Origin of the sequence: Sulfitobacter sediminivivens (assembly GCF_042611115.2) — a bacterium.
GTDB lineage: Bacteria > Pseudomonadota > Alphaproteobacteria > Rhodobacterales > Rhodobacteraceae > Sulfitobacter > Sulfitobacter sediminivivens.
Map to the genome: position 1 here is coordinate 104575 of NZ_JBHGAR020000012.1, position 22052 is coordinate 126626.

Consider the following 22052-nt stretch of genomic DNA (forward strand, 5'->3'; position numbering starts at 1 on the left):
GATCAACGCATTCAGGCGCTTGGACAATTCCTTAAACCGGCACCAGGCGGCCATTGTCCAGCCGGATCTGGCGGTCCATGCGCGCGGCAAGTTCCAGGTTATGGGTCGCAATTACCGCAGACAGCCCGGTGCTGCGCACAAGGTCCATCAACGCGCCAAACACCTGATCGGATGTAGTGGGATCAAGGTTCCCTGTGGGTTCGTCCGCGAGCAGCAGGCGCGGCTGATTGGCCAACGCACGGCAAAAGGCAACACGCTGTTGTTCACCGCCAGACAGGGCTGCTGGACGGTGGTCTGCGCGCCCCGCAATGCCCACCTGAGCCAGCAGTTCATTGGCCCGCGTTTCTGCCACGTTCCGCGCCACACCATCTGCAAGCTGGGGCAGAACGATGTTTTCCGTGGCTGTAAATTCCGGCAGAAGATGATGAAATTGATAGATAAATCCAACATCAGCACGCCGCACCCGCGTGCGCCTGCGGTCAGATTGCCCGGTCATGTCATCGCCACCAATGGCCACTGTGCCTGCATCCGGCGTGTCAAGCAGCCCTGCAATATGCAGCAAGGTTGATTTGCCCGCGCCCGAGGGGGCGACCAATGCCACCACCTCGCCCGTGGCCACATCAAGGTCGATGCCGCGCAAAACGTTCACTTCATTGACGGTACCCTTGTTGTAGGCCTTGGTAATGCCCTTCAGGCGCAGCACCGGATCATTCATAACGCAACGCCTCAACCGGGTTCATACGGGCCGCACGGCGCGCGGGAAAAATGGTCACAATGAAAGACAGGCCCAGCGAAAGCGCCACGGCTGACAACACGTCGTTCAGTTGCAGCTTGGCAGGCAGGAAATAGATGCCCCTGATCGACGCATCCCAAGCGGTGCCGCCACTGAGATAATTCACAAAGCCAAAGACCTGATCGACGTAGATTGCAAAGAGACACCCCAAGATCACACCCAACGCGGTGCCGATGATGCCTGTGAATGCGCCACAGATGAAAAACACCCGCAACACCGACCCTTCGGTCAGGCCCATCGTGCGCAAGATGCCAATATCGCGCCCCTTGTTTTTAACAAGCATGATAAGGCCCGATACAATGTTCATTGCCGCGATCAACACCAGAATACTGAGGATCACGAACATCACCCGGTCCTCAATATCAAGCGCATTCAAAAACGAGCCTGACGCATCGCGCCATGTCCAGACCTGAGAGATGGGCCCGGCCGCCTGCAGCAGCGCGGGGCCCATCGCATCAACCGCCTCCGGCTCCTCAACCATCACTTCAAGTTCATCCACTAACCCCTCACGATTAAAGAAGGATTGCGCCTCTTCCAGTGGCAGGTATGCCCGCGTTCGGTCGATGTCATATCGGCCCGCCGCAAAGATATAAACCACCTCATACCCATTCACCCGCGGGCTGCGCCCCATCGGTGTCACGGCCCCATTTGGTGAAATCAGCTTGATCGTGTCGCCAACGGTGACACCCAGTGTATTGGCCACGCCGATGCCAATGGCGATCCCCTCTTCAAAGCGGTTGATGTCGCCCTGCGCCTGATCGGAATGGGCAATGCGCGGGATGGTTTTGAGATCGGCCGCGGCAATGCCAAAGACTTCGACACCCGCATTGGCCTGACGCTTGTTTGCCATCACCTGGCCCCGCACCAAAGGCGCCACCCGCGTCACCCCCGGCACTTTTGCGACCTCGGCGGCCATTTCGGTATAATTGGAGATCGACCGGTCAATTACCCCTGCCGCGTTCACTTCGCCCAGCGTATAGACAGTCACATGGGCATTCGCGCCCAAGATCGTATCGACAAATTCAGCCCGAAATCCAGACCGCACAGCCAGCGTCGCAATCAGGGCAAAAACCGCAAGGGTGATGCCAATCAGACTGATCCATGTCATCACGCTGACCCCACCCTCGGCGCGGCGCGCGCGCAGGTAACGCCATGCGATCATCCATTCAAATGGCGCAAAAGGTGCGGTGTTTCGCGAAGTTTTTTCGGCCATCAAAAGGCTCCTGACATCTTGGCCGCAAACTGCGGGTTTGGGGAGACAGCGTCAAGCCGCCTTTGCGGCATCGCGGCGGCGAAACGGCCACACTGATAGTTTCAAAATCGCGCCCAGCAACAGGCTTGCCAGAACAAACCCGACCCCACCAAAGACGATCCCGGCGAAATTGAGCGGCAAGGCGGGTTGGTAGTCCTCCCAGGCTGCCGCAGCAATCTGCGGATCGGTCAGTCGCGGCAGGTGATAGGCCCGCATGAAAGGTCCCGCGCCTTTGAGTTCGGCAAGGTCACCTTTTAGCGCCGCATAGCGCCTGAATGTATGGGTCATATCCACCCGGCGGCGGTCCAGAAAATCAGTTCCCTGCAACTGCGCCAATGCCGCCTCGCGGCTCAGGCCAACCGTATGTGCCGACGCATCAAAATCTGCAACCACCTTGGCCAGCGCGTCCACGGCACCACCCAGTCGTTGGGTATATTGCTGCGAAAATTCCGGAAACTGCGACGTTGTCACAGCCCCGGCCAAGCCGCCTGCCAATGTTAAAGCACGCACAATAATCACTTCATCACCTGTCTGGATTTGCCCGTTAACACGCTGCCTTTTCAGTCAACTATCACGAGCCATCCAAGTGTGGTCAAGCAATCCCGGCGTAAATCTGGGCCAACCGCTCTACCGCCTGTTCGGGCGGCAACTCTTCGCTGACGCCGGTGCGCCGCGAGGTCAGTTCAACCACACCATTCTTGAGGCCTCTTGGCCCCACGGTGATCCGCCATGGCAGGCCCACCAAATCCATCGTCGCAAATTTGCCGCCCGCGCGTTCATCGCGGTCGTCATAAAGCGGCTCAAGACCAAGTGCTGTCAGGCTGTCATAGAGCGCCTCGCAGGCCGCATCGGCCTCGGCGTCGCCCTGTTTGAGGTTGACGATGCCCGCATGAAACGGTGTCACCCCTTCTGGCCAGATGATGCCCTTGTCGTCATGGTTGGCCTCGATGATCGCGCCCAACAGGCGGCTGACACCAATGCCGTGGCTGCCCATGTGGACCGGCACAGGTTTGCCATCCGGACCTTGCACCTTGGCCCCCATCGCATCGGAGTATTTTGTCCCGAAATAGAAAATCTGGCCCACTTCAATGCCGCGAGCGGTGCGGCGACGCTCCTCAGGCACCTCATTAAAGAGCGCCTTGTCGTGAGTTTCGTCCGTGCGGGCATATTTGCTGGTAAATTCTTCCAAAACGGCTGCACATTGCGCATGATCGTCATAATCAATTGCCCGATCACCAAAAGTCAGATCGGTCACCGCGCTGTCATAAAATACCTCGGACTCGCCCGTTTCGGCCAGCACCAGAAACTCATGCGTGTCATCGCCGCCGATCGGACCCGAATCCGCGCGCATCGGGATCGCTTGCAATCCCATCCGCTCATAGGTGCGCAGATAGCTGACCAGATGCCGATTGTAAGAATGCATGGCGTCTTCTTTGGTCAGATCAAAGTTGTAGCCATCCTTCATCAGAAACTCGCGCCCCCGCATGACGCCGAAACGCGGACGCACCTCGTCGCGGAATTTCCACTGGATCTGATACATCGTCAGCGGCAGATCCTTGTAGGACCCCACATGGCTACGGAAAATGTCGGTGACCAGCTCTTCTGCCGTTGGCGTGAACAGCATTTCGCGCCCGCCCCGGTCCTTGATGCGCAGCATTTCGTCCCCATACGCGTCATAACGCCCGCTTTCGCGCCACAAGTCCGCCGATTGAATCGTCGGCATCAGCATCGCCATATGCCCGGCGCGCGCCTGTTCCTCATGCACAATATTTTCAAGCTTGCGCAGTACCTTAAAGCCCATCGGCAGCCACGAATAGATGCCTGCACTTGCCTGCTTGATCATCCCCGCACGCAGCATCAATCTGTGGCTGACAATCTGCGCCTCAGATGGATTTTCCTTGAGGACGGGCAAAAAGTAACGGGACAGGCGCATTGGGCGGCTCCTTGGCACAAAATGGGTCACGCCTTGCCTAATTCAAAGCCCCGCGCGACACAATCGCCATCCGCAAGGGGCCATCATTGCGCGGCGCGTTGGGCCAGTTCAATCGCCACTTTTGTGGCCAGTGCCATGTCCTGCACCGAAATCCATTCCAATGGTCCGTGAATTTCCTGCATACCGGTAAAGACGTTCGGGCACGGCACGCCCATCTCTGTCAGGCGCGACCCATCGGTGCCGCCCCGGATCGGCACCGATACCGGGTCCAGCCCCACGGCGGCAACCGCACCGCGTACCAGTTCGACCGGGGTCATGTCGTTTTCCAGCCAGTAGCGCATGTTGCGGTATTGCGGGGTAATCTCGCAGGTGATTTCGGCACGCGGTTCCGTTGCCGCGACCGTGGCACAAACCTGACGCAACAGATCGCCCTTGGCGGCCAGTCCTTCGCGTTCAAAATCCCGTAGGATCAGCGTGATTGTGCACTCGGACGAACCGCCGTTGATCTCGCTGACGTGAATGAACCCTTCCAACTTGTCGGTGGTTTCGGGGGTCATGGTCACTTGCGGCAAGGTCATTACGATCTTGGCGGCCAGATGCAGGGCATTAACCATCTTGTCTTTCGCAAAGCCGGGGTGCGCGGACACGCCAACAACCTTGATCACGGCACCGTCGGCCGAAAAAGTCTCAAACTCGATCTCGCCGGGTTTGCCACCATCAAAGGTATAGGCAAAATCCACGCCCAGATCAGCAGGCAAGCGTGTATCAACCCCGCGCCCGATTTCTTCGTCAGGGGTAAAGGCGAGCCGGATTGCACCATGTTTGATCTGTGGGTTTTCGATCAGATGCCGGGCCGCCGTCATTGCAATGGCCACCCCGGCCTTGTCATCGCCCCCCAGCAAGGTCAGGCCACTGGCCGTGATGATGTCCTCACCCTGTTTTTGCCCAAGATACGGCGAATTTTCAGGCGATAGTTTCAAATCCGGCGCGTCAGCAAAGGTGATGTCACCGCCGTTGTAGCCGCGATGCACCACAGGTTTCACACCTGTCGCATTGAACTGTGGCGCGGTATCCACATGTGCGCACCAGCCCATCACCGGTGCCCCCTCAACTGTCGCCGGCACGGTGGCCAACACCACGCCGTAATCGGTTAGCATCACATCCTGCGCGCCAATGGCGTGCAATTCCTCAACCAGCAAGCGCGACATATCAAGCTGAATTTCCGTGCTGGGAGACGTTGGCGATGCCGCATCGCTTTGGCTGTCAATTGCCGCGTAGCGCAGCAGACGTGTCTCAAGTTCCGTGTCAAATTCACTGCGCATATCGCCCCCTTTCAGGTGCGCGCATCAGGACCCTGCACGCCAAGATTGTCAAGCAACGGGGTGCCAAAAAGGCGATCAAACCCACGCGGCCGAATTGCAGGGTCGATGCCTGCCGACTGACCGTTAATTTCATGACGAACAAGTCCGAACATGCCCGCAACACACCGTTCTTCTTCACCGGAGTCTGCTTGTTGTCGGCTATGACCTGACAAATGGCCCTATTACCCGCCTGTGGTAATGGCAAAAGAACGCGCAATACCTTCAGTCACTTTGAACCACTCTGAACCGCGCGCCCGCACCTGGTGCGCGTCAAACGCTGCCTGATCGACAAATATTTCCGCCACCATAAAGCGACGCGGATGCGTATCGCTTTCCACAACATCAAAGGTGATGCAGCCCTCTTCGGCGCGGGTCAGCGCGATATGCAACGGCAGCGCCGCCCTGACAGCATCCAGCCTGTGATCGGGTACATCAATATGACCGTTCAGAAAGATCCTGACATCATCGGTATCGGTCATTCTTTGCCCCTGCCCAGTGTCGCGTTTGCTCACCAGTTTGGCCTCGAAAATCAGGTGAAGTCACCCCCCCCTCGCGTGCTTGGGAAAATGTGGCGACGCCGCGATCAAACCAAAGGCTTTCGGCAGTCAGGTAACCCATTTCCCCACTGCGCCTCTTGAAACGCAGGGCCACATGGGCGATGTGATATGCATCCAAACCGGAGACACCCATGGCCCTGCCCATCAGAGATCAACTAAAGTACTGGGGTATCGCCGCGGCGGTGTTGATGGTGGCGCTGTGGTTCATCGGTGACGTTTTACTGCCCTTCCTGCTGGGCGGGGCCATCGCCTATTTCCTTGACCCTGTCGCTGACCGGCTGGAGGCGATCGGCCTGAGCCGCCGACTGGCAACCGCGATCATCACAATCATTTGCGTTCTGATATTTGTCGTCATGGCTCTTTTGGTGGTCCCGACATTGGTCAATCAGGCGATCAGCCTGTTTGAAACCGCCCCGCAACTGGCGCGTGATTTTACCAATTTTCTGACAGAACGGTTCCCCTCGCTTCTCGACGAAGGGTCCACCTTGCGTGCGTCAATTACCTCGGTCGCGGCGGCAGTCCAGGAACGCGGTGGACAGGTGCTGCAGACAGCGCTTGCCTCATTTGCGTCAATTCTGAACATCATCATCCTGTTTGTGATCGTGCCCGTTGTCGCCGTTTACATGTTGATGGATTGGGACCGCATGGTTGCCGCTGTGGACGCGATGCTGCCGCGCGATCACGCCCCGACAATCCGCCATCTGGCACACGAAATTGACCGGACATTGGCATCTTTCGTGCGCGGCATGGGCACGGTCTGTCTGATCCTCGGCACCTATTATGCCATCACGCTGATGCTGGTGGGCCTGCAATTTGGTCTGGTTGTCGGCTTTGTTGCGGGGCTTGTCACCTTTATTCCCTATCTTGGCGCGTTGATCGGCGGCGCATTGGCCATTGGTCTGGCGTTGTTCCAGTTTTGGGGCGACTGGGTGTCCATCGGGCTGATCGCAGGCATTTTTGGGCTTGGTCAGGTCATCGAAGGCAACGTTTTAACACCTAAACTGGTTGGCAGCTCAGTTGGCCTGCACCCTGTCTGGCTGATCCTGGCGCTGTCGGCCTTTGGCACCCTCTTTGGGTTTGTAGGGATGCTTGTGGCGGTCCCTGTTGCGGCGGCCATCGGGGTCATTGCCCGGTTTGGCGTCGAACAATATCAGCAAAGCTTGCTTTACAAAGGCACTGGAAACGGTGCCGCCCGCACTACGGACGACATCTGACATGGCCAAGCAATTGGGGTTTGATTTGCCCAGCCGTACGGCGCTGGGGCGGGATGCCTTTTTTGTGGCCCCCACCAATGCGATGGCGCTTGCGATGATCGAAAACTGGGCGACATGGGCGGGCGGCAAGCTGGTCCTGACCGGGCCGGAAGGGTCTGGGAAAACCCATCTGACGCATGTGTGGGCCGACATGACAGGGGCAAAAATCATCGCGGCCACGGACCTCAATAATGCCGATATTCCCGCCCTCGCCACTGGTGCGGTTGCTGTTGAGGATGTGCCGCGCATTGCAAACGACCCGGCGTCACAAACCGCCCTTTTTCACCTGCACAATCTTGTGCTGGCCGAACGGCATCCGCTGCTTTTGACGGGCGCGCTTCCGGTGCCGCGCTGGGGTCTGAGCCTGCCCGATCTGACCAGCCGCGTCGCTGCCGCGACCGCCGTTGCACTTGATCCGCCTGATGACGCACTGCTTTCGGCGCTGTTGGTCAAGCTGCTGGCCGATCGCCAACTCACCCCCAAACCTGAACTGATCCCCTATCTGCTGAGCCGAATGGATCGATCCTTTGCGGCCGCGATTGAGCTCATCGATCAGCTTGATACCGCCAGCATCGCGCAGAAACGTCCGATCACCCGCCATCTGGCGGCACAGGTGCTGGACAACGACACCCAATAAGCGTGATACTTGGGGCGCAAGCACGTTTCACAAGTCGCATTCCCGTTACAAACCAAAGCCATAAGGCCATCATGACCGACGCCGATTTCCTCAAAGCCCCCTTTGCCCCTGCCAGCGAATTGCCTGATTTGGATATTGCCGGAACGGGTCGGTTCTTTAACCGCGAGTTGAGTTGGCTGGCGTTCAACTGGCGGGTGCTGGAAGAGGCGGAAAACCCCCGTGTGCCCTTGCTCGAACGGTTGCGGTTTCTGTCGATCTCTGCCGATAACCTTGATGAATTCTACACGGTCCGTGTGGCGGGCCTGCGCGAACTGGCGCAGGCGGGCAACACCACGCCCGCCGCAGATGGTCTGTCACCTGCTGAACAGCTTGTCCTGATCAACGAAGACGCCCGCAATCTGATGGCAAATCAACAGCGCGTACTGGTTGATCTGATGGCCGAGATGGACGCGCAAAACATCATGCTCGAACGCAGCGCCGATCTGACAGATGAGGACCTCGAATATCTCGAAGAAGTCTTCCTCAATCAGGTCTTTGCCGTTCTGTCACCGCTGGCCATTGACCCAGCCCATCCGTTTCCGTTCATCCCCAACACAGGCTATGCGCTGGCGCTGCAGCTTGAGCGCACCGCAGACAAACGCCCCCTGCAAGCCCTGCTGCCAATCCCGGCACAGATCGAACGGTTCGTGTCCCTGCCAGCACCCGATGGCTGCCTGCGGTATCTGCCGCTTGAGGACCTGCTGGTCATTAAGATTCCCGTGCTTTTTCCGGGCTACAAAGTCAAAGCGCAATTCGAATTTCGCGTGCTGCGCGACAGCGATCTTGAAGTGGAGGACGAGGCCGAAGACCTCGTGCGCGAATTTGAAGTTGCGCTGAAACGCCGCCGCAGGGGTGAGGTCGTGCGCCTGACCCACTCTGCCGGTGCGCCCGAGAAACTAAAATCCATTGTCATGGCCGAACTGGGCGTGCACCCGCAGGATGTAATCGAAATTGATGGCATGATAGGCGTCGATGACCTGTCTGAGCTTGTCACTGACGCACGCCCCGATCTTTTATGGCCGCAATTCACCCCGCGCATTCCGGAACGTGTCACCGACCACGACGGCGATATGTTTGCGGCGATCCGGCACAAGGATATGCTGCTGCACCACCCCTATGAGACGTTTGACATGGTGGTCCGGTTTCTGGCCCAGGCCGCGCGCGACCCGCAGGTGGTCGCGATCAAACAGACGCTCTATCGCACCTCGCGGGACAGCCCAATTGTGGAAGCGCTGTGTGAAGCGGCCGAGGACGGTAAATCTGTCACCGCTCTGGTAGAACTCAAGGCGCGCTTTGACGAGGCTGCCAACATTCGACAATCGCGCCGACTGGAACGGGCAGGCGCGCATGTGGTCTATGGGTTCATCGATCTGAAAACCCACGCCAAAATCAGCACCGTCGTGCGCCGGGAAGGCAACCAACTGGTTACCTATACCCACTATGGCACCGGCAATTACCACCCGATCACGGCCCGCATTTATACCGATCTGTCGCTTTTTACCTGCGATCAGCGGTTGGGGCGCGACGCCACGAAAGTGTTTAACTATCTGTCAGGCTATGCGCAGCCCGCCAGCCTGGACAATCTGGCAATCTCTCCCACCACCCTGAAACCGCGCCTTCTGGCGATGATCAAGGCAGAAGGCGAATATGCAGCAGCTGGCAAACCAGCTGAAATCTGGGCAAAGATGAACTCGATCATCGACTCCGAAGTCATCGACGCGCTTTATGAAGCCTCGCAAGCCGGGGTTAAAATCAGCCTCGTTGTGCGCGGTATCTGCGGATTGCGCCCCGGCGTCAAAGGGCTTTCTGAAAACATTCGGGTCAAATCCATCGTGGGCCGTTTTCTGGAACATTCGCGCATTGTCTGCTTTGGCAATGGCTATGGGTTGCCCCACAAAAAAGCCCGCGTTTTCATGTCGTCCGCCGATTGGATGGGCCGCAACCTGAACCGCCGCGTTGAGACATTGGTCGAGATCGAAAACCCCACCGTAAAAGCACAGATCACCAGTCAGATCATGGCCGCCAATCTGGCCGATGTCGCACAAAGCTGGGTCATGGCCCCCGATGGCACTTTTGAACGCCCCGCGTTGCCTGCCGGACAGTTTGCCTTCAACTGCCACCGCTTCTTTATGGAAAACCCCTCCTTGTCCGGGCGCGGTTCTGCAGGGGCCTCAGATGTGCCAAAGCTCACCCACACCGAAGACTAGGACCGGTGGGTTTCGTCCTGCGTATCGCCTGCCCTTAACGATTGACCTCGCGGGCTCGGTACCGCATTTTGCGCAGCACTAGGGACGGCCCGCAGGAGACCTCATGGCAGACCAGACCGATACACTCCCGACACCTGTGCCCGAAACCGGTGTGGCCGACCTGGGGCTGTTTGGAAAACCGCTTTTTGAGGACCCAAGTGCGCGTGCGTTGGCGCGCGTCGGGGTAGTTGATGTCGGCTCAAACTCTGTCCGATTGGTAGTATTTGACGGGGCGGCACGATCGCCTGCGTATTTCTACAATGAAAAGATCATGTGCGCATTGGGCGCTGGCATGGCCGAAACGGGCCACCTGTCGCCCACTGGCCGGGTGCGCGCCCTGTCCGCGATGCGGCGGTTCAAAAAGCTGGCTGACGGGATGGGGTTAAGCGAATTGAGTGTCGTGGCCACCGCCGCAGTGCGCGATGCCAGTGACGGCAAAGATTTTTGTGATGAGGTGCACCGCGATACAGGTCTGCGGATATGGGTTATTGGCGGCGAGGAAGAGGCACGGTTGTCCGCGCAGGGGGTGTTGTTGGGCTGGCCGGGTGCCTATGGCCTTGTCTGCGACATTGGCGGTTCTTCCATGGAACTGGCCGAAATTTCGGGGGGGCGTGTTGGCCGCCGCGTCACTTCGCAGTTGGGGCCATTGAAACTGCGCGACCTCAAGGGCGGTGCCAAGGCGCGAAACAACCATATCAAAGGCGTGATGGACGAATTGCAGGAAAAGATGGGCGCGCAGCGTGACCGTCTGTTTCTTGTGGGTGGATCGTGGCGCGCGATTGCCCGCATCGACATGTACAGGCGCGGCTATCCCCTGCATGTGCTGCATGAATACCGCATGACTGTGCGTTCGGTCAGCGCGACGGTAAAGTTTATCCAGAAATCCAACCTTGATGAAATGCGCGCGGCCTGCGGCGTCTCTTCGACCCGCATGGCGCTGGTCCCCTTTGCCGCCGAAGTGCTAAGCCGACTGGTCAAATCCTTCAAGCCCAAAGACATCGCCATCAGCAGCTATGGCATCCGCGAAGGCATGCTCTACGAACAAATGCCGCAACGCCTGCGCGACCGCGATCCCCTGATCGAAGCCTGCCGTTTTGCAGAAGCCAAAGATGCCCGTATGCCGGGCTTTGGCAAAATCCTGAACAATTTCATCGCACCGCTCTATAAGTCCAGCCCGGCCCCGCGCAAACGCTTGGTCAAGGCCGCATGTCTGCTCCATGATGTCAGCTGGCGCGCACATCCCGACTACCGCGCTGAGGTCTGTTTTGACAACGCCACACGCGCCAATCTGGGCGGGCTCAAACATGCCGAACGCGTCTATCTGGGACTGGCCCTGCTGCACCGTTATTCAAACAAGCGCGAAAACACCCGGTTTGAAGACCTGTATCAAATGGTTGATGAAAAGACCCGGAACGAGGCCGAAATCCTTGGCAAAGCCATGCGATTTGGTGCGATGTTGTGGATGAACAAACATGAAGACCGTGGCGAAATGCGTTGGTTTCCAAAGAAAAAGCTGTTGGAGATCTGGTTGACCCCTGACATGCAGCCGCTTTTTGGTGAGGTTGCAGAGGCGCGGCTGAACTCGCTGGCAGAATCGCTTGGGGCCGAGGTCGTGGTCAAGATCGGCAAAGGGAAGCCTGAGAAATAGCGCTGTCAAATCTCGGCAAAAACCTCAATCAGATTGCCGTCAGGATCGCGAAAGAACAATGTGCGATGGCCAAAATCCCGGTTCGTTGGCGGCGACAGAATGGCGATCCCATGATCCGCCAGTTCTGCGGCGCAGACATCAACAGACCGCACCGGAACCTTGAAAGCCAACTGAAGCGCCGCACTGCCCATTGGCGTCGGCACATCTTGTCCGGTCCGGCCCGGATTGGACAGCGCAAGTATGGTCGGCCCAATCTGATATTCTATCCAGTTTTCAGACAGTTCGCGCGCGACGGAAAACCGCAAAACGCCCTCATAAAATGCGCGCATCGCCGCCATGTCCCGGACAATGATCACAGTGTAATCGACCGCGCGTATGGTATCGAATGCCGATCCGTTGGATTGTTTGTTGGTCATCTGTTGGCGCTAAAGTTCGATCTGTGGAGCGGGCTCGGTCGGGGTCTCGGGCGGGACCATCGGATGATCCGGTTTACGACGGATAATAATATCCCCGTTTGGCAGGATCTCGGGCGCGCGATAGGCACTCCAATCATCCACCTGTTCCAGCAATTCTGTCAGTTTCGGCCCCATCTCGGCGGCAAAATTCTTGAGCGCTGGCCCCATCTGTTCCGCCAACCCTTCGAACCCGTCGATCGCAGGTTCCATTTCTTTCAGGATACCTTCCATAAACAACTGCGCACCTCGCTCCATCAGGGACAGCCCCCGATCCTCCTGCGCCCCGGCAACGAGGGGGGAAAGGGATAGGGCCAGTGCAAGGGACGCAGCATATTTCATGGGCATAATATAGCAGTTCATGGTGGATTTTTCAAAGGTGCCGAACTTTTTAAGCGTCAAAATCTATCGTGACCGGAAAATGATCTGATGCCGTCACCAGCGCATCGCGCAACAGCGGATTTTCCCAACACGTAGGGTCATCAAGCGGGTGCCAAATGCGCCATTTCGCCCCCTTGGCGCGAAAATCATCCGTAACGATGATATAGTCGAGCAAGGCCTGTAGAAACCTTTTCTCTGTCCTGATCCAAAACCGTGCCGAGGTTGGCGCAGCCCCCAATTTTCGGCTAAGCGCCTGTTTTGCATGTGGATCAAAAAGTGCATTAGGCCCATCATGACCCATCACAATTTCAACTGAAGACCGGCCAAACAGGCTCTCAAACTCATCAAGCCCCGGACCGTCGTTCAAATCACCCAGAACAATCAGCGGCGTGCCGGCGGCCAGATGCTCGTCAATCCGGGCGCGCAACCAGATAGCCTGAGCCAGTTGTTTGCGGCGGTTTGCGATGCCAAAGCTCATGATTTCAGCCGGTGTTTTCGCCCCGTGCGGGGCCTTGGATTTGAGGTGGGCACCGATCATCCGAAAGGCAAAACCGCTTTTGGTTGTCACCGACAATTCCAACGGTGGTTTTGAAAACACCACCAGATCTTCGGTCGCATCAATGTCCAGATCAATGCGCAGCGCCCCGTCAAAGCGCGGTGCACCTGTGGCACCCTCCGCACCCGAAAACGCGCCTTGGGGATCATGGTGCGCCACAAGAGCGTCAGGATCAAAAAGCAGCGCAATCTCTTGCTGTGTCTCGTTTGAATAGCCCATGACCGCATCGCGGGCGCGCAGGCCAAAATGCGCGGCGAATGCCTCCAATGACTTGACGGTCGATTGTTTCCTGTTTTGATCCGGGGCTTCGATGATCATCACTGCATCGGCATCCAGCGCCTGAAACACCACACCCAGCGCCGCCGTCTGATCGGCCCGCGTAACATTATATCGGGCGGACCAGCCATTATCGTTAAAGAGTTTGTTATTGCTGTTAAAGAGGCTCGAAAACCACTCCACGTTATAGGTGGCGATCCGCATCAAGCCGCCTTGCCAGAGATGGTTTCCCACGCGCGGTTGATATCAATCATGCGCTTTTCTGCCATTCTGACCGCTTCTTCGGGCAACCCACGCGCCACCAGAACATCCGGGTGATTGGCCCGCACCAGCTTGCGCCAGGCGTCGCGCGCCTCTTGCAGTGTGGCACCCGGTGCGATGCCAAGAACGCTGTGCGGCAAGGGAGAGGTATCAGGCACGAACCGCGCCCGAAGCGATGCAAACTTTTCAGTCGGCATGCCAAATATTTCACCAACTTCTGCCAAAAACGCGTCTTCGTTCGGGTGGTAAGTGCCATCGGCCATCGCGATATGAAACAACCCTTCCATCAGGTCACACAGCATCTCGGGCTGATCCTGGAACATATCTGCGATCCGGCGCGCATATTCTTCAAAACCAGCGACATCCTGTCGCGCAAGGTTGAACACACGCGCCGCCCCCGCAGTATCGCCATCGGAAATCTGAAACACTTCGCGAAACGCTGTGACCTCATCGCGGGTGACCAGACCGTCCGCCTTGGCCATCTTTGCTCCGAGCGCAATCACTGCAATGGTAAAGGCCACGGACCGCTCCCGCGGGCTGCGCAGGCGGTCAAAAACCGCCGACAACCCTTCGCCAGTGGCAAGGGCTGAAATTGCTTCGGTGATGCGGGTCCAGACTGACATGTGGCCATTATACCCGTGGGTCGGGGGGAAGTCAGGGTCCGGAAACGATTTTCTGCATCAAAATCAGATCAAGCCATTTTCCACCCTTGCGGCCCACCTGCGGCATCTGCGCGACAGTCGTAAAACCCAACTTGCCGTGAAAGGCCACAGCACCGGGATTGGCCTCACTGATCGCCGCCACCATCACGTGATGGCCCTGCGCACGTGCCCCCGCGATGGCCTGTCGCATCAACCCACGCCCCGCCCCGCGACCCTGCGCATCCTGCGCCAGAATGATCGTGTGTTCGACCGTCGCGGCGTATCCCGGCCCATTGCGAAACGGTCCATAGGTGACGAACCCAATCACGCCGCCCGCCTCAGCGACCCAGAACGCGCCCTGTCGCTCGGCGATCATTGCGGAAATGCCCTTTATGGTTTTCTCTTGGGTGGTGAATGTCGCATCGGTATCGCGGATCATCGCGTTCCAAAGCGCTGCAATGTCTTCGGCGTCTGCTGGATGCGCGGACCTGATTTTCATGTCAGCACCCGCGGGCCCGACGGCGTGTCAAAATGCGCCGTCAGTCCGGCTGGACCGGTCGAATATCTGATCCGCTCATCGCTCAGGTGAGGCTTCAACATTTCACTAAGCGCCACCGCATCGGGATGTGAGACATGCACCTGCGTCAACCGGCATTCAGACTGAGCCAAAAGGGCCGCAGGGTGCGCCGTGCCTTCCCATTCGATCAATGCAGGCGCGCAATTGTCATAGGGTAGAATGCCCGAGGCAGGCACTGCCATCCGCCAGCGCAAATCCCCACGACGTAAGCTGACAGGGTCGCCAAAACCATCCGGCAACGCCGCCAATGTCGCATCCAGATCATCACATCGGCAGATCCAGTTGGTCAGGCGGGGCACCCCGTGAAACCGGTCCAGATCAAACCAACGCGGGCGGTCCGGCACCAGCGCATCGGGGTTGATAGCTATCGCCTCAAGGTACAGCCCATTCGCCAGCCCCAGCAGTGTATTGTGGGTGTAAAACACATCGTGCTGACCTCCGGGTTGCAGTTGGACACCCAATGCCTGCGCAGCATGCTCCGTGGCGGCACCCAAACTGGTGCCCGCCACTGCGATGTGATCCAACTCCATGCCAATCCTCTGCGACCCATTAAGTAACCTGTTTTTTATTTAGGTCATATCTTTCGTGTCGTCCATCACGCCGCCTAATACCACTCAGCAGTGGTGCCGTTTGTCGGGCGACAAAGACTGGCGTATGAGGTGTTCAGAACGCCCAGACCACCAACGACCAAAACGCTGCGATGCAAGTGGTGTAAAAAGTGGCCGCAAAGCCAAAGCCACGCAGCGGCGGTGACATGTGGTAGCCGACCCAGAACAACACCCGCGCAACCGCAAAAGCCAGCCCCATCGCGATGATCACCTGCCCGCCCAATGTGAGCGCCACAAACGGCCAGATCGCAAGCGCCAGCACCATTTGTTCGATGGTGTTGGTCAGCACTTTTTGATCAATCGACGCCGCTGACCCAGGCGCGAACCCCTGCCCGTCGATGGATTCATCATCAAAAAAGCGACGCTGTGCCAGTCGCCCGATCATTGCACATGTCACCAATCCACCGGGAAAGAACGCGCCGAGCAAGGCAACCGGTGCAGGAACAAAAGGCATGTTCAACCGCATCGCCCCACCGATGACGGCAAATGCCCAGATCAGCCCCGCCACCATGCCGATCACGATGGTGGGGCGCTTGTTCATGTCCGTGTCGCGCGGATCAGCTTCAGGATATCTTGCGCGGCTGTTGGGATATTGGTGCCCGGACCAAAGATTGCTTTGACCCCGGCATCATACAGGAACTGATAATCCTGCTGCGGGATCACGCCGCCACAGATCACCAAGATATCCTCAGCGCCCGCGTCCTTGAGAGCCTTGATTAGCTGCGGTGCCAATGTTTTGTGACCCGCCGCCTGAGAACTGATGCCAATCACATGCACGTCATTGTCCACCGCATCCTGCGCAGCCTCGGCTGGGGTCTGAAAAAGTGGCCCGACATCGACATCAAACCCGATGTCAGCAAAAGCGGTGGCAATCACCTTGGCCCCGCGGTCATGACCGTCCTGACCCATCTTGACCACCAGCATACGCGGGCGACGCCCCTCGCTTTCCGCAAAATCCTCAACCGATTTCTGGATCGCGGCAAAGCCCTCATCGCCCTCATAGGCGGCACCATACACACCGGCCAGCGTCTTGACCTCGGCGCGGTGGCGGCCAAATTCGTCTTCCATTGCCATGCTGATTTCCCCAACTGTCGCACGCGCTCGTGCAGCCTCTATTGCCCCTTCGAGCAGATTACCGCCCTCACGGGCCCGGCGCGTCAACTCTTTGAGCGCTGCCGCGCACTCAGCCTCGTCGCGGCTGGCCCGGATGCCTTTTAGCCGCTCGATCTGGCTTTGGCGTACCGCGACGTTATCCACGTCCAGAATATCAATCGGGTCTTCCGTTTCGCGGCGATATTTGTTGACGCCAACAATAACCTCGGTACCCCGGTCGATCATCGCCTGACGGGTTGCGGCGGCTTCTTCGATGCGCAGCTTGGGCATGCCGGAGGCGACAGCCTTGGTCATGCCGCCGAGCTCTTCAACCTCTTCAATCAGCTTCCACGCGGCTTCGGCCAGATCATGGGTCAGTTTTTCAACGTAATAGCTGCCCGCCAGCGGGTCCACGACATGGGTGATCCCGGTTTCTTCTTGCAAGATCAACTGCGTATTGCGGGCGATCCGGGCGGAATGATCGGTGGGCAGGCCGATCGCCTCGTCCAGCGAATTGGTATGAAGCGATTGGGTGCCGCCCAACACCGCGCTCATCGCCTCATAGGCGGTGCGCACGACGTTGTTATACGGGTCCTGTTCGGCGAGCGACACCCCCGAGGTTTGGCAATGGGTGCGCAACATGCTGGATTTTACATTCTTGGGTTCAAATTCCGACATGATCCGATGCCAGAGCAGGCGCGCGGCCCGCAGTTTTGCGGCCTCCATGAAAAAGTTCATGCCTATTGCGAAAAAGAACGACAGGCGGGGCGCGAATTTATCGACATCCATACCAGCGGCAATCGCGGTGCGCACATATTCGCGGCCATCGGCAAGGGTGAACGCCAGTTCCTGCACAAGGTTCGCACCCGCCTCTTGCATGTGATACCCGGAGATCGAAATCGAGTTGAATTTCGGCATCTCATTGGCGGTGAATTCAATGATATCCGCGATGATCCGCATCGAGGGTTCGGGCGGATAAATATAGGTGTTACGCACCATAAACTCTTTGAGGATGTCATTCTGAATGGTGCCGGACAGCACAGATTTGTCGTGCCCCTGTTCTTCACCAGCGACGATAAAGCTCGCCAATATCGGAATGACCGCGCCGTTCATGGTCATCGACACGCTGACCTTGTCAAGCGGAATGCCGTCAAAGAGGATTTTCATATCCTCAACGGAATCGATTGCCACACCTGCCTTGCCGACATCGCCCTCAACGCGCGGATGGTCGCTGTCATAGCCGCGGTGGGTTGCCAGATCAAAGGCGACAGACACACCTTGTTGTCCCGCCGCCAACCCACGGCGATAGAATGCATTGGATTCCTCTGCCGTCGAAAACCCCGCGTATTGACGGATGGTCCAGGGACGCCCGGCATACATTGTGGCCTTTACCCCACGGGTAAAGGGGGCCGCACCCGCAACGGACCCAAGATGATCCACCTCTGCCAGATCATCAGCCGTATAGATTGGTTTGACGTCGATCCCTTCCAACGTCTTCCACGTCAGATCCTCAGGGCTGCGCCCGCGCAGTTCAGCCTCAGCCAGGGTGCGCCATGTATCCTTGTCCGCCATTGTATCGGTGTCCTCTTGTCATGTGGCCCGCAGGCTGGCTTGTGCCTGCTCTTTTGCGGGTGTCGTCTTCTGTCAGGGTGGCCAGACCATCCGCACCGGCAATCAGCCAGTGCAGATCATCTGCGTAATTTTCGCGCAATTGTGTTGTCTGTTCTTGCGAAAACGGTTGCCAACGCAATGGGTTATCGGGAATTTCCGATATGTCCGCGCCTTGTTCTGCCAACAGCCCGCGCAGGTCGCGGGCGGTGGGCGACCGGTTCAGCCACGGGACCTGTGCGCCCAAAGGGACGTCCAGACCTGTCGCCGCTTTCAACAGCAAATTCGGATTGCCTGCGCCGTGTTCAAAGGGCATCACCACCAATGCGGCATCCGGTACCGCGCAGGCCAAATCGGTGATCACATCGCGCCATGTCCGCGCGCTCTGGGCAATTTGGTCGCGCTGTTGAGATGAGGGAATGGGATGGCCGCGCGCCACCGTAAAGGCCGCCGCAGACGCCCACCACAGGTCTTGCGCCCGGATCGTCAGGACCACACGGCTGACCCGACCGCCAAATGCCGCCGAAATACGCGCCATTCGGTCGCCGATGGCAGGATAAAGCGCGCTCTGACGCAAACAGTGCCGCGACGTTCCGATCATATTCTCATCACTGACCAGCAGTTTTCTGACCCCGGCGTTTTGCGCATGTGCCAGATGAATCTGCACACGGCCCTGCGCCCTGCGGGCGTTTTTGGGGATGGACGGCGTTGCAAACAAACCGGGAAAGACTGATTTTCGGGTTCGCAAAGGGCCCCAGAAACCCAACGACTGCGCCTCTAACGCCGTGAATTGACTGCGCAGATACTGCTGAAAAGTCGTTGTCCCACTGCGGTGCGCACCAACATGCAAGATAATATCCATGAAAAAGCGGGCCAATCTGTTAAGACAGGCCGCCCCAACCGGCCATGATACAGGGATCACCCCATTCATGCCCGAAAACCTCTTGCATTGTGCTTAATGCAAAAATGACCCAACACTTGCATCGCAATCGCGTGGTACACATCTATATCAAGTGAAACAGGAGCATCGATGAAACGCCTTATACCACTTGTTTTTACAGCTTTATTCGCCACGGTTGGGGCTACCCAAGAGACATCGGAGCCAGCAATGGACAGCTTGTTTCTGACAGCAGATATGAACGATTTGAGCCAATTCCACTGGAAAAAGCGACCCGTTCTTGTCTTTGCCGACAGCGCGGAGGATCCCGCATTCATCGAACAGCTTGAATTGCTGCGTGCCCGCGAAAATGAGCTCATTGAACGCGATGTGGTTGTCCTGACCGATACCGACCCCGCCGCCCGCAGCCCCTTGCGGCTAAAAATGCGGCCCCGCGGGTTCATGTTGGTGCTTGTGGGCAAAGATGGCGGTGTCAAACTGCGCAAACCGTTTCCATGGGACGTCCGAGAGATCACCCGTAGCATCGACAAAATGCCGATGCGCCAGCGTGAAATCCGCGACGAAAAAGAGCGAGCCTCTGGCAATTGAATTGGCCAGCGCCTGCACCTTCTATGTTGGGTCGGGCAAATCACTCAAACTCCATGATCACATCGTCCACCGCCAATGAATCGCCGGCATTGGCGTTGATCTTGCTGACCACGCCTTTGCGCTCGGCGCGCAGGATGTTTTCCATCTTCATCGCCTCGATAGTGCAAAGCGCCTGCCCTTCCTGCACTTCGTCGCCCACTTCGACGTTGAGTTTCACCACCAAACCCGGCATCGGGCAGAGCAGCAGCTTGGACGTATCAGGAGCCACTTTTTCGGGCATCAAGCGGGCCAGTTCGGCCTGACGCGGGGTGCGCACATGCACTTTGATATCAGCCCCGCGCGTCCGAATGCGAAAACCGCCGGATATCTTGCCAACTTTCAGGATCAGCGGTGCATCGCCCACGGTCATCTCGGCCAATTGATCGCCCGGTGTCCACGCGCCACTGACCCTCAGTTCGGCCCCATCATCAAAAGTCACTGTTGACCCCTTCTGATCGGCGTTGATCACCAAATCAAAGGACTGCCCCTGCAAGGCGACATTCCAGTCTGAACCGACTTTGCGTTCGTGGTTGTCCATCCGCCCCGACACCCGTGCACGTCTGATCTCGGCCACCCGGTGCATGGCGGCCGTCGCGGCCGCGATCCGGCGCAGCTCAGTTTCGGCCAATTCAACGCCAGTGAACCCATCGGGAAATTGTTCCTCAATAAACGCCGTGGTCATATCGCCGGCGACAAAGATCGGATGGTCCATCACAGCCGATAAAAACGGCAGGTTGTGGCCAATTCCCTCTACCTCAAAACTATCGAGCGCGACGCGCATCCGTTCAATCGCATCGGCCCGTGTGGGGGCCCATGTACAGAGTTTGGCGATCATCGGATCGTAATACATGCTGATCTCACCGCCTTCATAGACGCCGGTGTCATTGCGCACGATATGGGTCTTTTCAACGACTTCGGCGGGCGGGCGATACCGGGTCAACCGGCCAATAGAGGGCAGGAAACCACGGTAGGGATCCTCGGCATAAAGCCGGTTCTCAATCGCCCAGCCGTTTATCTTGACGTCCTTTTGCTTGATGCTGAGTTTCTCACCATTGGCCACACGGATCATCTGTTCCACCAGATCAACACCGGTGATCAGTTCGGTTATCGGGTGTTCAACCTGCAGACGGGTATTCATCTCAAGAAAGTAGAAATTGCGGTCGCCGTCGACGATAAATTCAACCGTGCCGGCACTCGTATAGCCCACGGCCTGTGCCAGTGCGACGGACTGCTCGCCCATCGCTTTGCGGGTCGCGGCGTCCAGAAATGGGCTGGGGGCCTCTTCGATCACCTTTTGCTGACGGCGCTGGATCGAACATTCACGCTCGTTGAGATAAATGCCATTGCCATGCGCATCGCAGAGCACCTGAATTTCAATGTGCCGGGGCTGCGTTACGAATTTCTCAATGAAGATCCGATCGTCACCAAAGCTGTTGGCCGCTTCGTTCTTGGACGACTGAAACCCCTCGCGGGCCTCTTCATCGTTCCACGCGATCCGCATGCCTTTGCCACCGCCACCCGCAGACGCCTTGAGCATCACCGGATAGCCGACTTCGTTCGAGATGTTGACCGCTTCATCAGCGTCCGCGATGATTCCCATGTAGCCCGGAACAGTTGAAACACCTGCTTCTTTTGCAATCTTCTTTGAGGTGATCTTGTCGCCCATCTTTTCAATCGCACCAACGGGCGGGCCGACAAATGCCACACCAGCAGCCGAGAGCGCCTCGGCGAACTTACTGTTTTCACTCAAAAAACCATAGCCAGGATGGACTGCCTCGGCCCCCGATGATTTGACCGCGGCCATCACCTTGTCGATGACGATATAGGATTGATTGGCGGGGGGTGGCCCGATGTGGACCGCCTCATCCGCCATCTGGACATGCAGGGCATCCGCGTCTGCATCCGAATAGATCGCCACCGTACCAATACCCATCTTGCGGGCGGATTTGATAACGCGGCAGGCAATCTCGCCCCGGTTGGCGATCAGGATTTTCTTGAACATGGAGTGTCCTTTTGGGTCTTGAGGAAAACGCAAAAACCCCGCCGCGGCACAAAGCCGGGCAGGGTTGATTTAGAAATGTTCTTTTTCTGCGAAAGCCGGTTTCCGGCCTGCGCAAAGGTTACATCAGGTGCAGTTAACGATTTCTGTCTGGCAGGCAAGCACGTTCGCGCCTGCTCCCACGGCCGCACCCGTTGCAAGGCTGCCACCGGTGACGGCGGCAGCACCTGCGCCGATTGCTGCACCGCCGAGTGCTTGTTCACCCAACGTGTCGCCACAGGCCGCAAGGCCCGCGCAGACCGTGAGCCCCAAAATGATGTTCCGAATAGACATATACCTGTTCCTTCACTGCTTTTA

23 protein-coding genes are annotated in these 22052 nt (G+C 57.8%); 5 read left to right on the plus strand and 18 right to left on the minus strand.

Annotated elements, in window-relative coordinates; all coding sequences use genetic code 11:
• Positions 1 to 31 precede the first annotated feature (31 nt).
• The 7 genes from ACEWL3_RS13475 to ACEWL3_RS13505 all read right to left on the minus strand — a co-directional run bounded on the left by ACEWL3_RS13475 (position 32) and on the right by ACEWL3_RS13505 (position 5818).
• Positions 32 to 715 carry an ABC transporter ATP-binding protein gene (locus ACEWL3_RS13475; RefSeq protein ID WP_386181906.1) on the minus strand — a complete coding sequence of 228 codons (684 nt, stop codon included), beginning with the start codon at positions 713 to 715 and terminating at the stop codon, positions 32 to 34.
• Positions 708 to 2006: a lipoprotein-releasing ABC transporter permease subunit gene (locus ACEWL3_RS13480; protein WP_386181902.1), complete on the minus strand. Its 1299-nt coding sequence runs from the start codon at positions 2004 to 2006 to the stop codon at positions 708 to 710. The genes ACEWL3_RS13475 and ACEWL3_RS13480 overlap by 8 nt, the downstream gene beginning before the upstream one ends.
• 51 nt (positions 2007 to 2057) lie before the next feature.
• The gene (locus tag ACEWL3_RS13485; protein ID WP_386181900.1) at positions 2058 to 2555 is read right to left on the minus strand and encodes a DUF2937 family protein; all 498 of its coding nucleotides are present in this window, start codon (positions 2553 to 2555) and stop codon (positions 2058 to 2060) included.
• An 82-nt stretch (positions 2556 to 2637) separates the two neighbouring features.
• Positions 2638 to 3978 (minus strand): proline--tRNA ligase, encoded by a 1341-nt coding sequence (gene proS / locus ACEWL3_RS13490; protein WP_386181897.1) that lies wholly within the window; start codon positions 3976 to 3978, stop codon positions 2638 to 2640.
• Positions 3979 to 4061: 83 nt separating this feature from the next.
• Positions 4062 to 5300: a peptidase T gene (pepT, locus tag ACEWL3_RS13495; protein WP_386181894.1), complete on the minus strand. Its 1239-nt coding sequence runs from the start codon at positions 5298 to 5300 to the stop codon at positions 4062 to 4064.
• Between the two features lie 11 nt (positions 5301 to 5311).
• Positions 5312 to 5452: a hypothetical protein gene (locus tag ACEWL3_RS13500; protein WP_386181891.1), complete on the minus strand. Its 141-nt coding sequence runs from the start codon at positions 5450 to 5452 to the stop codon at positions 5312 to 5314.
• A 69-nt stretch (positions 5453 to 5521) separates the two neighbouring features.
• Positions 5522 to 5818: a putative quinol monooxygenase gene (locus ACEWL3_RS13505; protein WP_386181888.1), complete on the minus strand. Its 297-nt coding sequence runs from the start codon at positions 5816 to 5818 to the stop codon at positions 5522 to 5524.
• Positions 5819 to 6027: 209 nt separating this feature from the next.
• Here ACEWL3_RS13505 and ACEWL3_RS13510 point away from each other — a divergent pair, with 209 nt between their 5' ends.
• The 4 genes from ACEWL3_RS13510 to ACEWL3_RS13525 all read left to right on the plus strand — a co-directional run bounded on the left by ACEWL3_RS13510 (position 6028) and on the right by ACEWL3_RS13525 (position 11719).
• A complete protein-coding gene (locus ACEWL3_RS13510) occupies positions 6028 to 7110 on the plus strand; it encodes an AI-2E family transporter (protein ID WP_386181885.1) in 1083 nt (360 codons plus the stop codon).
• 1 nt (position 7111) lies between these two features.
• Positions 7112 to 7786: an HdaA/DnaA family protein gene (locus ACEWL3_RS13515; RefSeq protein WP_386181882.1), complete on the plus strand. Its 675-nt coding sequence runs from the start codon at positions 7112 to 7114 to the stop codon at positions 7784 to 7786.
• Positions 7787 to 7857: 71 nt separating this feature from the next.
• Entirely contained in the window at positions 7858 to 10032 is a 2175-nt protein-coding gene (locus ACEWL3_RS13520) for an RNA degradosome polyphosphate kinase (RefSeq protein WP_386181879.1), read from the plus strand.
• A gap of 103 nt (positions 10033 to 10135) precedes the next feature.
• A complete protein-coding gene (locus ACEWL3_RS13525) occupies positions 10136 to 11719 on the plus strand; it encodes a Ppx/GppA family phosphatase (RefSeq protein WP_386181876.1) in 1584 nt (527 codons plus the stop codon).
• Between the two features lie 5 nt (positions 11720 to 11724).
• Here ACEWL3_RS13525 and ACEWL3_RS13530 read toward each other — a convergent pair whose 3' ends face one another.
• The 9 genes from ACEWL3_RS13530 to ACEWL3_RS13570 form a co-directional block, all read right to left on the minus strand.
• Positions 11725 to 12135 (minus strand): VOC family protein, encoded by a 411-nt coding sequence (locus ACEWL3_RS13530; protein ID WP_386181874.1) that lies wholly within the window; start codon positions 12133 to 12135, stop codon positions 11725 to 11727.
• 9 nt (positions 12136 to 12144) lie between these two features.
• Positions 12145 to 12513: a hypothetical protein gene (locus tag ACEWL3_RS13535; RefSeq protein ID WP_435001017.1), complete on the minus strand. Its 369-nt coding sequence runs from the start codon at positions 12511 to 12513 to the stop codon at positions 12145 to 12147.
• Between the two features lie 49 nt (positions 12514 to 12562).
• Positions 12563 to 13588 carry an endonuclease/exonuclease/phosphatase family protein gene (locus ACEWL3_RS13540; protein WP_386181868.1) on the minus strand — a complete coding sequence of 342 codons (1026 nt, stop codon included), beginning with the start codon at positions 13586 to 13588 and terminating at the stop codon, positions 12563 to 12565.
• Complete coding sequence (locus tag ACEWL3_RS13545; RefSeq protein WP_386181865.1) at positions 13588 to 14268, minus strand: TerB family tellurite resistance protein; 681 nt, start codon at positions 14266 to 14268, stop codon at positions 13588 to 13590. The genes ACEWL3_RS13540 and ACEWL3_RS13545 overlap by 1 nt, the downstream gene beginning before the upstream one ends.
• Before the next feature lie 31 nt (positions 14269 to 14299).
• Positions 14300 to 14785 carry a GNAT family N-acetyltransferase gene (locus ACEWL3_RS13550; RefSeq protein ID WP_386181862.1) on the minus strand — a complete coding sequence of 162 codons (486 nt, stop codon included), beginning with the start codon at positions 14783 to 14785 and terminating at the stop codon, positions 14300 to 14302.
• On the minus strand, positions 14782 to 15393 hold the full coding sequence (locus ACEWL3_RS13555; protein ID WP_386181859.1) for a VOC family protein: 612 nt from the start codon (positions 15391 to 15393) through the stop codon (positions 14782 to 14784). The genes ACEWL3_RS13550 and ACEWL3_RS13555 overlap by 4 nt, the downstream gene beginning before the upstream one ends.
• Before the next feature lie 133 nt (positions 15394 to 15526).
• Positions 15527 to 16012: an MAPEG family protein gene (locus ACEWL3_RS13560; RefSeq protein ID WP_386181856.1), complete on the minus strand. Its 486-nt coding sequence runs from the start codon at positions 16010 to 16012 to the stop codon at positions 15527 to 15529.
• A complete protein-coding gene (scpA, locus tag ACEWL3_RS13565) occupies positions 16009 to 18135 on the minus strand; it encodes a methylmalonyl-CoA mutase (protein ID WP_386181853.1) in 2127 nt (708 codons plus the stop codon). The genes ACEWL3_RS13560 and scpA overlap by 4 nt, the downstream gene beginning before the upstream one ends.
• Positions 18101 to 19033, minus strand: coding sequence for a hypothetical protein (locus ACEWL3_RS13570; RefSeq protein WP_386181850.1), 933 nt, complete (start codon positions 19031 to 19033; stop codon positions 18101 to 18103). Before ACEWL3_RS13570 ends, scpA begins: the two co-directional genes overlap by 35 nt.
• Before the next feature lie 168 nt (positions 19034 to 19201).
• Between ACEWL3_RS13570 and ACEWL3_RS13575 the strand changes: the two genes are divergently transcribed.
• Positions 19202 to 19657, plus strand: a complete 456-nt coding sequence (locus ACEWL3_RS13575) for a DUF4174 domain-containing protein (RefSeq protein ID WP_386181847.1) — start codon at positions 19202 to 19204, stop codon at positions 19655 to 19657.
• A gap of 40 nt (positions 19658 to 19697) precedes the next feature.
• Here ACEWL3_RS13575 and ACEWL3_RS13580 read toward each other — a convergent pair whose 3' ends face one another.
• Positions 19698 to 21698, minus strand: coding sequence for an acetyl-CoA carboxylase biotin carboxylase subunit (locus tag ACEWL3_RS13580; protein ID WP_386181844.1), 2001 nt, complete (start codon positions 21696 to 21698; stop codon positions 19698 to 19700).
• Positions 21699 to 21821: 123 nt separating this feature from the next.
• Positions 21822 to 22028, minus strand: a complete 207-nt coding sequence (locus ACEWL3_RS13585) for a hypothetical protein (RefSeq protein ID WP_435001020.1) — start codon at positions 22026 to 22028, stop codon at positions 21822 to 21824.
• Positions 22029 to 22052: the final 24 nt, after the last annotated feature.

Coding starts and splice junctions, on each gene's coding strand:
- ACEWL3_RS13475 (WP_386181906.1), bottom strand. CDS start 715: ATGAATGATCCGGTGCTGCGCCTGAAGGGCATTACCAAGGCCTACAAC.
- ACEWL3_RS13480 (WP_386181902.1), bottom strand. CDS start 2,006: ATGGCCGAAAAAACTTCGCGAAACACCGCACCTTTTGCGCCATTTGAA.
- proS (WP_386181897.1), bottom strand. CDS start 3,978: ATGCGCCTGTCCCGTTACTTTTTGCCCGTCCTCAAGGAAAATCCATCT.
- pepT (WP_386181894.1), bottom strand. CDS start 5,300: ATGCGCAGTGAATTTGACACGGAACTTGAGACACGTCTGCTGCGCTAC.
- ACEWL3_RS13500 (WP_386181891.1), bottom strand. CDS start 5,452: ATGTTCGGACTTGTTCGTCATGAAATTAACGGTCAGTCGGCAGGCATC.
- ACEWL3_RS13505 (WP_386181888.1), bottom strand. CDS start 5,818: ATGACCGATACCGATGATGTCAGGATCTTTCTGAACGGTCATATTGAT.
- ACEWL3_RS13510 (WP_386181885.1), top strand. CDS start 6,028: ATGGCCCTGCCCATCAGAGATCAACTAAAGTACTGGGGTATCGCCGCG.
- ACEWL3_RS13515 (WP_386181882.1), top strand. CDS start 7,112: ATGGCCAAGCAATTGGGGTTTGATTTGCCCAGCCGTACGGCGCTGGGG.
- ACEWL3_RS13520 (WP_386181879.1), top strand. CDS start 7,858: ATGACCGACGCCGATTTCCTCAAAGCCCCCTTTGCCCCTGCCAGCGAA.
- ACEWL3_RS13525 (WP_386181876.1), top strand. CDS start 10,136: ATGGCAGACCAGACCGATACACTCCCGACACCTGTGCCCGAAACCGGT.
- ACEWL3_RS13530 (WP_386181874.1), bottom strand. CDS start 12,135: ATGACCAACAAACAATCCAACGGATCGGCATTCGATACCATACGCGCG.
- ACEWL3_RS13535 (WP_435001017.1), bottom strand. CDS start 12,513: ATGAAATATGCTGCGTCCCTTGCACTGGCCCTATCCCTTTCCCCCCTC.
- ACEWL3_RS13540 (WP_386181868.1), bottom strand. CDS start 13,588: ATGCGGATCGCCACCTATAACGTGGAGTGGTTTTCGAGCCTCTTTAAC.
- ACEWL3_RS13545 (WP_386181865.1), bottom strand. CDS start 14,268: ATGTCAGTCTGGACCCGCATCACCGAAGCAATTTCAGCCCTTGCCACT.
- ACEWL3_RS13550 (WP_386181862.1), bottom strand. CDS start 14,785: ATGAAAATCAGGTCCGCGCATCCAGCAGACGCCGAAGACATTGCAGCG.
- ACEWL3_RS13555 (WP_386181859.1), bottom strand. CDS start 15,393: ATGGAGTTGGATCACATCGCAGTGGCGGGCACCAGTTTGGGTGCCGCC.
- ACEWL3_RS13560 (WP_386181856.1), bottom strand. CDS start 16,012: ATGAACAAGCGCCCCACCATCGTGATCGGCATGGTGGCGGGGCTGATC.
- scpA (WP_386181853.1), bottom strand. CDS start 18,135: ATGGCGGACAAGGATACATGGCGCACCCTGGCTGAGGCTGAACTGCGC.
- ACEWL3_RS13570 (WP_386181850.1), bottom strand. CDS start 19,033: ATGGATATTATCTTGCATGTTGGTGCGCACCGCAGTGGGACAACGACT.
- ACEWL3_RS13575 (WP_386181847.1), top strand. CDS start 19,202: ATGAAACGCCTTATACCACTTGTTTTTACAGCTTTATTCGCCACGGTT.
- ACEWL3_RS13580 (WP_386181844.1), bottom strand. CDS start 21,698: ATGTTCAAGAAAATCCTGATCGCCAACCGGGGCGAGATTGCCTGCCGC.
- ACEWL3_RS13585 (WP_435001020.1), bottom strand. CDS start 22,028: ATGTCTATTCGGAACATCATTTTGGGGCTCACGGTCTGCGCGGGCCTT.